Consider the following 11,460-nt stretch of genomic DNA (forward strand, 5'->3'; position numbering starts at 1 on the left):
CTCTGATAAGGTATGCGCGTCTCAAAATGCCAACCCCACGCTGAAGCGGTGCACGTCGGCGAAGACGAGTTCCGACTGGACAAAGGCATAATCGATCTTGAGGGTCACCCCCGCCATGGCCGGGGTGACCAGGCCGAAGCCGCAGGCAAGCTTGCCCTCGTCGGTGTTGAAGCGGTAACCGCCGCGCAGGTAAAGCAGGTTGCGCAGCTGCAGCTCGGTGCCGAGATTGACCACCTCGACATTATCGGTGGCATGGACCAGCTCGACGCCGGCTGTGAGGGCCATCTCCGCATTCTGGAAGAGCTCGTCGGTGGCATTAAGCCGGAAGAGCAGTGGGGTCCGGAAGGTCTGATCGACGATCTTCATATCCGGGCCGAAATGCTGCAGGGCGAAAGCGAGGCGCAGATGGCGGAAGCCGGTATAATAGAGGGCGCCGACATCGAAGAGCACGTTGTCAAGGCTGTATTCGTCGAGCTTCTCGTTGACATACTTGAGCTGCCCGCCGATAGAGAGTTTGTCGGTAAACATCCGCGCCGCTGCAAGGCCGATCATCGCATCTCCGGCGCTCACCATTCGGCCGGTGCCCTCCGGATGGGTGACGGTGGTCTCCTCGAAATCCTCGATGGTAAAAGAGAGCGCGCTGACGGCGATGCTGAAGGTTTTGAAGGGAATCGCGACCGCTGCGGCCATCTGTTTGCTGTTGACCAGCCAGGCATTGTGCGAAAAGGCGGCCTGATAGCGGGTAGCATAGGCCAGGCCCGCCGGGTTCCAAAAGACAGCGCTGACGTCCTTGACCGCGCCGGTGACCGCTTCTCCCATGGCGCTCTCACGGGCGCCGACGCCGATCTTGAGAAATTGCAGGCCGCCCGAGCCGGTCTTGGCGAAGTCAAACCCGTAGTTGTACTGGGCGAGAGCCAGCCCCGGCAACAGCAGCCATCCTGCGACAAGTGATTTTATTTTCATAGTCGTCTTCTACTTTATGATGAGTAAAGTGCCTTTGGCCTGGCCCACGCTGGATTCGACCGTCCAGAAATAGATCCCCGGGGCCGGGCGCTGCCGGGCATCGGTGAGCTGGTCCCAGGTCTCCTCGCCGGAGACCGGGCTGCGATGACGCATGGTCTTGATCAGCTCGCCATTGCTGGTGTAAAGACGGATGATGCACTCGGCGGGGAGGTTGGTCCAGACAATCGAGTTCTCCGCGCCGCTGACCGGGAAGCCGGAAGTGATGCGGAAGGGGTTGGGAAAAACCGTGACGTTCAGGGTGTTGTCCGCCGGGCTGCGGATGGCGTAGACTGCGGTGGTGTTGCGGTTGGTCATGCCGCTCTCGTTGCCATCCTTGTCGGCCGAGGTGACATAGTAATAATAGCCGGCGCCGAGGCTGATGGTCGCATCCTCCATGATCCACTTGTTTTTTTCGGCATTGAAAAAGCGGGTCAAGTCGGTGGGGCGGCTCGGCCGGATCACCCGCAGCTGTTCGAAGGGGCCGATGAAGGAGATGCTGCTGCGGTAGACGCGGTATTCATAGAAATCGGCGGCGCCGGTCAGGGGGTCCACCCAGCCGGCGTCGACCGGCTCCCAGTTGAGGGTGATCGACTGGTTCTCCGGCACCGGGATGATCTGCAGGGCCGGCGAAGGCGGCGGCACCGCTTTGACAGCATAGTTGTTTTTATAAAGTTTCCAGGCCTGGTCGATGCTGTCGAAAAGCAGGTCCTCGCCGAGCATCAGTTGCCTCTGCGCCGCCAGACCCTTGCGGGCGTTCTCGAGCGTGAGGCCGGCGACCGCCTCGGCGAGGACGATCCGGACCGAATCCCCTGGGGCGAGGTCATAGGGGCCGGCCGCCATCAGCATAAAGGGTGAGAGATGATCCTCCTCGGCGGCCTGGAGGCTCTTGTTCTGGCCGCTGAGAATGGCGTAGAGATCGGCCGCCGAGCTGCTCGTTGAGGTGAAATAGCGCTCATTGTTGAGCAACTGGGCATAGAAAACGACCGCGGGCTGCGCCAGGCCGCCCCGGGCCGGGGTGGCGTCAATCAGGGCATATCCGGCATAACCCGGCGTGCGCAGCTCATTTTTTTCATCCCAGTAATTGCCGATATCCGTCGGCAGGGTATAGTTCGGGGTGTCGTCCCACGAGTAAAGCGTCTGGTACTCGTCGTCGTAACGAACGAAATCGTCGGTGCGGTTAAAATCATCCCCCCAGCCGTTATGGACGACAAAGTCCTGGTAGCTCGGCCGGATCAGATAGGGAAAGCCGAAATAGAGGTCCGACAGAGGGGTGGAATTGCGGTTGTAAAAGGTATATTCCAGGAGGATGAAATTGTTGAGGTTCGGGAAGCTCCAGGCACGGCTGATGCGGCGGACTTCGACCTTCTCCGTGGTCGTCAGCCGCATGGTGATACGCTGCTCGGCTTCAGCCGGGTTATAGCTGCTCCCTCCGATAAAATTATCGGCCTTTTCCAGGGTCGTGAAAGAGCCGTTGTCGACGAAGGTGAAGGGTCCGTTCTCGGTGAAAAAGAGGGTGCCGTTGTTACGACGGCCGCCGATCCAGAGGCCGGCACCAAGCATGTAGGAACGCTGGTCGTCCTTGATCATCGTCTCCGGTCCGCCGGGCCAGTCCATACTCGGATAGTACTGATAGCGGTTTGTGGGATCGGGGGCGCCGATGGTGCCGTCGTCTTTCATGGTCTCCCAGAGGATCCCTCGGTCATGGATCCTGAATTCGGCCTTGCGCGCCTGGGGATAAACGGACAAGGGGATCAGCAAAAGAAGGAGCAGTCTCGATTTCATGGATGGCCCTTTCCCGTTAAAAACTATACCTGGCGCCGAGGAAGATCCGGCGGGTCTCGAAGTAATTCTGCCAGCTGATGTCATAGCCATCGGCGTCAACCGTCGAAACCGTGCCCTTTTCGATGAATTTTTTGGTGGCCTCACTGTCAAAGAGGGCGTCGCCGTAGGAGCGTAGATTCTTTTTATTCAGCAGGTTGGTGATGTTCATGTACCAGGTCATGGCATGCCCGCCCCAGAGCTGCCACTGCTTTTCCAGCTTGAGATCGAAGGTATAGATTACCGGAAAGCGGTAATTGTTGTAGGTGTCAGGCGGATCGGTCGGCGTCAGATAGGTGAAGGCCTGGCCGCTGTAGTAATTGAAGAGAAGGCTGAGGCTGCTTTCCTGGAGGATGCGATCGACCGTTGTGGCACGATTGCTTCTGGGGAAGCGGAGATAGCTGTTAACGCGCAGCACGTGGGGCCTGGAGAAGCTCTTCTCGACCGGGATGCGTTTGTTGACGTCGGCATCCCAGGTGAAGGTCGCCTTGCCCTGGCCGTCGTAGCGGATGACGCCGGGGGTCGCCCGGCCCTCGGTGGCGCGTGAGAAGCTGTAGTTGACATCGAAAAAGAGAACCTCGCTGAAGAGGGTGTGCAAGGCCGCCTCGATGCCGCGCGAGTCGCCATAATCGCCCGCCAGGTAGGTCTGATACGAGGCATTGGGTGTTGTCACCTTGTTGAAGGGATCCCAACCGTAGATATGATGGTCGAAGAGGCCGATCCGTTCCTGGGTCTGGTCGAAGACATCCTTGTAATAGGCAACGATGTCGACTACGGCGATCCTTTCGAAGCTCTGTTTGAAACCGGCCTCGAACTGGATCGTCTTCTGGGGCTTGAGCGGCTGGTTGGTGAAGCCGACCACCCGTTCGGCGTCGCCATCGTTGGAGGCGATGTGCGCGGGGGCGCGCCCCTCGGCGGCTGCGGCGATGCGCTCGGCCACGATCTTTTTGACGATGTACTCCGGGCGGAAGTAGCCGATCTCGAACATCTGGTCCAGGGGCGGCATCTGGTAGTAGTGGCCATAATTGAAGTGGAGCAGGGACTTGTCGCTGATCGGGAAGGAGACGCCGAAGCGTGGACTGATCATACTGTAGCGTTTGGCGGCCTGCCGCGGCTTGTTCAGGACATTGTCGAAAGCGTACTTGACGTTACCGTTGGCATCGATCTGATCCTTATCGGGATCGAGCGCTGTATCGTAAGCGGGATTGATGGCCAGATTGAAGAGGGTCGTCGGCGCGAACCAGCTGTAATTGGGATCAAAATAGTCATAGCGCAGACCGATGTTGAGAATCATGCTCTCGAACTCCATCTTGTCCTGGAGAAAGAGGGCGGCCTGCAGCGGGTGATAGGTGTTCATGAGACCGCGGTTCAGCCAGAGCGATTTGTCGCGGGTGAAAGAGGGTGTGCGATAACTCTCGCGCTCGTCAAAGGTGTTGTAGCGGAACTCGGCGCCGCTCTTGAGCAGGTTGTTGCGGTCGAACTGCCAGTTGACGGTGCCGGTCAGCGAGATATCCCCGGTGAGGAGATCGTTATAGAGCGCCGGAGCATAGTGGTCGAAGGGCTCATCTTCGTAGCCGTCCCAGCGGTGGAAACCCCAGAGGGTGGGCTTTTGGCTCGCCCCGATCAGGCTGTAATCGCTGGGTTTTTCCTTGAAATGGGACCAGTAGGTGCTCAATTTGAGATCATAATAGAGGCGCTCGCCGAGGAGGTGGGTGAAGCCGTAATTGAGCATCCAGGTATCGGTATGGAGCAGGGAGCCCCAACCGCGGTAATACTTGGCCTGGTTGGTAAAGTCCCCGTTCTCCTGCAGGGTGCAGTGGGCGTCCTGATTATAAAATCCCGTAAGTTTCATCTTGATGCTCTTGGGATTCCAGGCCAGATTGAACATCAGGTTCCGGGTATCGCGCGAGTCGCGCGGATGCGGCAGGGTATAGGCGGCTTTTTTAATCTGCAGGGAGGTGAAAAAACCGATCGGGGTGCCTCGCAGCTTGAAGAGCGGGCCGTCCAAAGTGACCGTGCCGGTAAAATCGGGGATCTTGCGATAGTCATAAATCTGGGCCTGCCGGCTGGCCGTCCACCAGGCGGGATCGAGCGTGCCGTCAGCCAGGGTGTGGGCGCGGAACTCCTTTTCGGTTTTGTGGTCGTAAAGGTAGTTGCCGAAATGGTGCTGACCAGCGAGGCCATAACTGAAATCAGCCGAGCCATGCAGAGCGTCGCCGCCCTCGCGGGTGACGATGCTGACGACGCCGGACTGGGCCTCGCTGTACTCGGCGGTAAAGCCGCCGGTCATCACCTGGACCTCCTTGACCGCCTGCATCGGGACGTTGGTGAAGGAGCCGCCCCAGTCGGCGCGCCCCATAACCAGATTGCTCACCCGCGCGCCATCGATGAACCACTTCACTTCGTCCTGGCTGCCGCCACGGACGGCATACCGGGTCTCCCCTTTGCCCGCCGAGCCAAGTCCGCCGGCGACCGGGATGGGATCGAAGAAGACGCCGGCCTGAACCATCAGCCCCTGCTTGGTGTCACGCATCGGTATGCGCTCGAATTCCTTGATGCCGAGGTTCTGGATGCTGGCGGTGACGTCTTTCTGGATCACCGGCGCCTCGGCGTAGACAGTCACCTCCTTGCCGAGGGCGATCGCCTCATCCACCATCCGGATGCGCAGGGTGGTGGTGAGATCGACCCTGACGATGACATTCTCGATGATCACCGTCTGCTTGCCGATCATGCTCGCCTTGACGGCATACGTGCCGGGCGGCACCTGAAGAATGAAAAAGGCGCCGTCGAGTCCGGCGGAGGCGCCCAGGGTGGTCCCCACCAGGGAAACATTGACCCCGGGCAGCGGGGCGCCGCTCTCCCGGTCGACGGCCGTGCCGGCGATCTTTCCGGTCGTGCCCGCCTGCACCAGCGCGGCGCCCGCGAACAGCGAGAACAGCAGCGCGAAAATCAGTTTCATGGACTTCAAAGGATACCTCCTGACAGCGAAATTCATTCCTTGATCCCGCTCATCGTGAATCCCTGAATGAAATACTTCTGGAAGAGAAAAAAGAGGACGATCACCGGCAGCATCATCAGAATCGAAGCGGCCATCAGCACCGCCCACTCCGGCTGCTGCTGTCCAGCCAACTGTCCCAGGCCCAGGGCAAGGGTGCCCTTGGCCTTGTCGGAGAGATAGATCAGGGGGGTGAGAAAATCGTTCCAGGTGAACATGAAGGTGAGGATGGCCACGGTCGCCAGCGCCGGCCGGGCCAAGGGCAGGACGATCCGCCACCAGATGCCCAGCTCGCTGCAACCGTCGATACGCGCCGCGTCGAGCAGACTCGCCGGCACGGTCATGAAAAACTGTCGCATCAGAAAGATATTGAAGGCCCCACCACCGAGAAACATCGGCACCGTGAGCGGCTTGAAGGTGTTGAGCCACCCCAGCTTGGTAAAAATCACAAAGACCGGGATCATCGTCACCTGCATCGGCAGCATCATTGTAGCGATGACGAAATAAAAGAGAAAATTGCGGCCGGGCCAGGTCATGCAGCCGAAGGCATATCCCACCAGCGAGCTGGAGAGGACCACGCCGGTCACCGAAACGGCGCTGATCAGGACCGAATTCTGTAAGTACTGGATAAAAGGCATCTTGTGAAAAAGCAGGAGATAATTCTCGAGATGGAGGCTGCGCGGCAACAGAGCGCGCGAAAAAACCTCGGCCTCCGGCTTGAGCGAGGTGAGCAGAATCCAGATGAAAGGCAGCAGGAAAAAGAGGGCGATGACGGTCATCACCGCAAAGATCAGGTTTTGCGCAGACCGGTTCCCGTTCATTTCTCGACCCCGCCGCTGTAATAGACCCATTTCCGGCTCACCTTGAACTGGATGAAGGTGATGATGCCCGCCAGCAGAAAAAGCAACCAGGCCAGGGCCGAGGCATAACCCATGTCAAAATCATCAAAGGCCTTGTTGTAAAGATAGAGATTGTAAAAAAGGGTCGAATTCAGCGGCCCGCCCTTGGTCATAACATAGGCTTCGACAAAAACCTGCAGCGCGCCGATAACCTCGAGGATGGACCAGAGAAAAAGTACCGGCGATATGAAGGGCAGGGTAACATGGCGGAAGCGGGCCCACCAGCCGCCTCCGTCCATCTCGACCGCCTCGTAATAGTGCTGCGGCACGTTCTGGATCGCCGCGAAAAAAACCAGCATCCGTCCGCCACCCAGCGACCAGACACTCATCAGGATGATCGCCGGCTTGGACCAGCGCGGATCGATCAGCCAGAGCGGCCCCTTCAGGCCGAAGAACTGCAGGGAACTGTTGATGAGGCCGTATTCGGGATTGAGCAGCCACATCCACAAGACCGAAAGGATGACTCCTGAGATAATCGACGGGATGAAATAGATCGTGCGGAAAATCCGCACCCCGCGCACGGCCTTGCTGACGATCATTGCCAGCAGCAGAGAGCCGAGAATCACCAGCGGCGTGCGCACCAGGGTATAAAAGAGTGTGTTCCAGACCGCGCGGTAGAAATTGGGGTCTCCGAAGAGCAGCTCCCGGTAGTTGCGCAGGCCGACGAATTGGGGGATGCGCAGCACATCATACTGACAGAGGCTGTACCAGAACGACATGAAAACCGGATAGAGGCCGAAGGCCAGAAAGCCGATGATCCAGGGCGAGGCGAAGAGATAGCCCCGCAGGGTATTTTGGCCGAATCGTTTCACGGCTGGAAAACCTCGATTTTCATGCGGGCATTGACATAGGCATCGTACTCGAGAGCGCGATCGAGTGCCGCCTGGATGGTGCGCTCCGCCTGCGCCAGGGCCTGCTGCGGCGGCATCACCCCGCGCAGGGAGCGCTCGCGCGCCAGCGAAAACTCGCGCCAGAAAATATCATGGACCAGCGGCACGATCGATTTGGAGCGGGTCTGCTCCATCTGGCCGGTGAAAATGCGCACATAGGGGTTCATCGCCAGAAAGGCCGGGTCGTTAGCGGCAAGGCGGTTGACCGGGAAAAGCGTCTCGGTGCGGTTCATCGCCTCCCGTAGCTGGGTCTCGCGGCTGACGACAAATTTCATAAAGCTCCAGGCGTCGCGGCGGTTTTTCGCGCCGCGCGGGATCGCCAGCCACCAGCTGCCCGCTGAGGAGACCGAGGGTGAATCCCCGAAGGTGGGGATCATCGCTACGCCATAATCGAGGCCGGGCTGGTAGCGGGCGATCTGGTCGACAAAGCTGTTGTCGTTGATGAAGAGCGCGACCTTCTCGGCGATGAAGCCCTGCTGGTCGCCATAGCCAAAACCGCCCATGAAGGCGGAGACCTCCTCAACCGTGTAGAGGTCGAAAAAGTCGCGTTCCCACTGAAAGGCCGTGACCACCTCCGGAGCGGTCAGCGTCACTCGGGCGCCAGTGGGATCGATGAAACGGGCGCCGAGTTCGAAGGCGATGATCAGCGGCGTCTCGATCGTACCATACTGGGGGATAAAGCCCATCTGCACAATCCGGCCCTTTTCCCGCCTGAGGAGTCGGCGGGAGCAGCGCTGCACCTCCTCCCAGGTCCGGGGCGGCCGGTCCGGGTCGAGTCCGGCCTCGCGTAGCAGCCGGCGGTTGTAAAAGAGCGCGTAGGAGCCGGTGTAGGCGGGGAGAGCATAGGTGCGGCCGCGGTATTTCATCTCCTGCCAGAGGGAGGGGAAGAATTCAGTGGTATCGTAGCGATCGGCTTTGAGGGCCGGATCGAGGGCGACCAGGGCCTTGCGCGCCGCCCATTTGGGCACCGGAGTGACCAGATTGACCACATCCGGGGGATTTCCACTGAGGATGGCGGTGAGTACCTTTTTTTCGTGCTCGTTCCAAGGAATCGGCGTAGCCTCGACATGGATCGACTCCTGCGCGGCGTTGAAGAGGGCAACACAGGGCGGGATGTCCTCCTTGACCCCTGCGACGAACCAGTAGTCGACTTGCCGCTGCATTGGAGGGGCTATCTGGTGGTGAAAAAGCAGGGCGATCGCACCGGCACAACAAAGGATCAGAGCGGTTTTTCCAGCGGTTTTGATCTTTGTCTCCCATGGGCAGAAATGACCGATAGAAAAAACCTTACGAATTATTTTTACAGATACAAGCAACTGATGGTTGCGGGCACACTTGATGGAGCCCTGCGTTTGGGCAAGCGAGGTTACTCCAGCAATTGCGGGGAAATACCTAATTCGCGCAGAAATTGCCTAAGCTGATTAATATCTGTGTTTTTCTTGACCAAGGCTGTTTTCTGAAGAGCATCTTCGCGGTCCATTTTGCCCGCGCGTACCATATTGCTGAAACCGATTTCCAGTTTGCTTACACCGTAAGCTTTCTCGGAAAGAAAATTCACCAGCGGCACCAGCGTGCAGTCAACCCGCCACGTGGTCACCGCTTCTTCCGGAACCGACCATCCCAATTCGCTCTGAATGGTATCCACAATGACGCGCTGATCCCAGCGGACATAATCATAGAGATGAATTTCCTTAAGACCCAGAGGAGAATCAGAGCCATACTCCTTTTTCATGCGCCCAAAATAATATTTGTATTTCAACAGGTGCACAACCGATGGCGAGAGCAGACGGCGCAGCCGCGATGGTTCCTCATGATCAAATAAACTATGATACGGTGTGGTCGACTCGTCATTTGAATCACCCCAAAAAATAACCTTGATTCCCCTTTGCCGGGCGATATTATATGATCCGGATTCAAAACCGTACTTGCACGCCTCGCAGGTTTGCTCAACGATGCGGCCGGGGCCGAACGGTGCGTTCATTTTATACTTTTCAGCAACAACTTTACGGTGCAGTTGCCGTTTTGATTGTACACGCACCAACGGTACCTGTATGCTTGATGTAATGGCCTCAAGATTTTTCTTGGCAATCTCCGACTCGAAATCATTGTCGTTATGCACCGCAAGAGGTTTTAGCCCCAGCACTTTTTTCACATAATAGAGCGCGTAGGCGCTGTCTCTGCCGCCGCTGACCGGCACGATACAGTTTTCTCCAGCGATATCCTTGACAAACGGCAAGATCTCTTGCCGAAGCGCATCTTCCCCTCGCGGTTCAACTTCCCTATATGCGTGGCATAAAGGGCATATTCCCAGTGCATCGAGCGTTATTCCCTTAGCCGTATCGGGCATGATACATCGGACGCAGCGTTTCATAGTCTGTCCTTTCAGGCAAGTTTTCCCCACCGCCGGCTAAATTGCATGACCTGATAAAATGCTGTAAAAGTGATTCTTACGATGATTAAAAAGGGAACCATCCATAATGAAACGCTGATCCCCCGTTGTTTCCCCCCGTACAGATCGTCAGGCCATTGCCGGCGCCCGTGCCACTGGCGACCTTAAAGTAAATTAGCCATTCAGGACCTGTAAATCAAGCAAAAATACTAAAAAGTAATCATAGTGGCGATGGTACAACCGGGCCAACCTGCCCAGAAATGTCGATGGGCCTTTCAAGTTCCCACGAGCAGTACATTTTGCAGCGAGCGGTTGCAGCAGACGGCAGCCCCTCACACGTCCGGCGGGTCTATAGACTGCGATGAGATTTCCTTGATTCCTGGACCAGAGTTGGTTACTTCTCACTCCTGCCCCATCGACGTCCACAATGGCTTAATTCATGGCTTAGAGTTGACTATTTTCCCCTGGCGGCCCATGCACGTCCGGAATGGCCGGCCCGCATCGCCCTCCCGGCACCCTGGGCATCCTCAGACCAGCCGCAGATACAGCCGGGTTCACCAGAGCGCCTGGATGCGCTGATCTTTTGCCGCTTGCTCAGCCACTGTCTCTCCTTGAATATGGGATCCCGCCCTGAGGGCTCTCCCGCTTCATTCACGCCGGCCAGGTACGGCCTGGCCTCCTTGCGTTTCCAACAAATCTCATAAAAGGCAGATATGGCAAGACATGATTTAAAGAGATGCATCCACTGAGGAAGAAGACTCCCCATCATCCCGCATTTCACTTGCATTAAATCGATTAATTTTGTAACATCAATAAATTAGGATTCCAGGGGAGGAGTTGCATGGTAGGGAAAGCGCAATCACGTTCACAAGCGGGGCTGGATGGCGCTTTTTCTATTTCAGGGCATCCAGTGGGCTGCGTACGCCGTATCCGCCGCGATTGAGAACATTGGTATGGCATTAAGGGCTTGATTCTGGGTAGATGCGGAGATGTTTTGCCTGGTGGCCAGGTGAGTGAAAAAGGCGGCAATTTCCGGTTCTCCCATTTCCTTAGGTTGGCATTTATGATGAAAGAGGATATACTGGAGAATCCAGCGAACATAGCTTTTTTCGGTCTTGTAACTATAATATCAGGTGCGGATGCCATCGCGCACCTGATCGAGGAGTTTTTTCCCAGCCATCGCAGCCTCCTTTGAGGCTGATGAATATTTAGTGTTATTTTATACACCTTTAACATTAAATAGAAGATCATTCAAAGAGATTTTTTTAGATACCATCCGGTCTATTGGACCGGATAGTAATTCAGCCAGTGCCGTCATAATATCTTATAATATTTTGATTTAATATAATTCATGATATTTTTCTATTCGGTCGAGTTGACCTTCCTTTGAATCGATAAATCAATTATAATTGGCTGTAAAATTATCTGTTACTCACAGACCGGATAGATTTTCTACCCAGTGTATGG

Annotated in this window: 7 protein-coding genes and 1 pseudogene; all 8 read right to left on the reverse strand. The window is 56.8% G+C overall.

Annotated features, from left to right (window positions below; all coding sequences use genetic code 11):
• Nucleotides 1-21: 21 nt before the first annotated feature.
• Nucleotides 22-963 carry a PorV/PorQ family protein gene (locus tag PLH32_17240; GenBank protein ID HQJ66354.1) on the reverse strand — a complete coding sequence of 314 codons (942 nt, stop codon included), beginning with the start codon at nucleotides 961-963 and terminating at the stop codon, nucleotides 22-24.
• 9 nt (nucleotides 964-972) lie between these two features.
• Nucleotides 973-2,784 carry a hypothetical protein gene (locus PLH32_17245; protein ID HQJ66355.1) on the reverse strand — a complete coding sequence of 604 codons (1,812 nt, stop codon included), beginning with the start codon at nucleotides 2,782-2,784 and terminating at the stop codon, nucleotides 973-975.
• Nucleotides 2,785-2,800: 16 nt separating this feature from the next.
• A complete protein-coding gene (locus PLH32_17250; protein HQJ66356.1) occupies nucleotides 2,801-5,779 on the reverse strand; it encodes a TonB-dependent receptor in 2,979 nt (992 codons plus the stop codon).
• A gap of 32 nt (nucleotides 5,780-5,811) precedes the next feature.
• Nucleotides 5,812-6,636 carry a carbohydrate ABC transporter permease gene (locus PLH32_17255; protein HQJ66357.1) on the reverse strand — a complete coding sequence of 275 codons (825 nt, stop codon included), beginning with the start codon at nucleotides 6,634-6,636 and terminating at the stop codon, nucleotides 5,812-5,814.
• Complete coding sequence (locus PLH32_17260; protein ID HQJ66358.1) at nucleotides 6,633-7,526, reverse strand: sugar ABC transporter permease; 894 nt, start codon at nucleotides 7,524-7,526, stop codon at nucleotides 6,633-6,635. Before PLH32_17260 ends, PLH32_17255 begins: the two co-directional genes overlap by 4 nt.
• Nucleotides 7,523-8,767: an ABC transporter substrate-binding protein gene (locus PLH32_17265; protein HQJ66359.1), complete on the reverse strand. Its 1,245-nt coding sequence runs from the start codon at nucleotides 8,765-8,767 to the stop codon at nucleotides 7,523-7,525. Before PLH32_17265 ends, PLH32_17260 begins: the two co-directional genes overlap by 4 nt.
• 203 nt (nucleotides 8,768-8,970) lie before the next feature.
• Nucleotides 8,971-9,975 (reverse strand): hypothetical protein, encoded by a 1,005-nt coding sequence (locus PLH32_17270; GenBank protein ID HQJ66360.1) that lies wholly within the window; start codon nucleotides 9,973-9,975, stop codon nucleotides 8,971-8,973.
• 970 nt (nucleotides 9,976-10,945) lie between these two features.
• Nucleotides 10,946-11,173 (reverse strand): annotated as a pseudogene (locus PLH32_17275) (site-specific integrase).
• Nucleotides 11,174-11,460 lie beyond the last annotated feature (287 nt).

The sequence above is a fragment of the bacterium genome (assembly GCA_035419245.1).
GTDB lineage: Bacteria > Zhuqueibacterota > Zhuqueibacteria > Residuimicrobiales > Residuimicrobiaceae > JAKPUX01.

Excerpts from the sequence above, each read along its gene's own strand:
- PLH32_17240 (HQJ66354.1), bottom strand. The coding sequence starts at position 963 with ATGAAAATAAAATCACTTGTCGCAGGATGGCTGCTGTTGCCGGGGCTG.
- PLH32_17245 (HQJ66355.1), bottom strand. The coding sequence starts at position 2,784 with ATGAAATCGAGACTGCTCCTTCTTTTGCTGATCCCCTTGTCCGTTTAT.
- PLH32_17250 (HQJ66356.1), bottom strand. The coding sequence starts at position 5,779 with ATGAAACTGATTTTCGCGCTGCTGTTCTCGCTGTTCGCGGGCGCCGCG.
- PLH32_17255 (HQJ66357.1), bottom strand. The coding sequence starts at position 6,636 with ATGAACGGGAACCGGTCTGCGCAAAACCTGATCTTTGCGGTGATGACC.
- PLH32_17265 (HQJ66359.1), bottom strand. The coding sequence starts at position 8,767 with ATGCAGCGGCAAGTCGACTACTGGTTCGTCGCAGGGGTCAAGGAGGAC.
- PLH32_17270 (HQJ66360.1), bottom strand. The coding sequence starts at position 9,975 with ATGAAACGCTGCGTCCGATGTATCATGCCCGATACGGCTAAGGGAATA.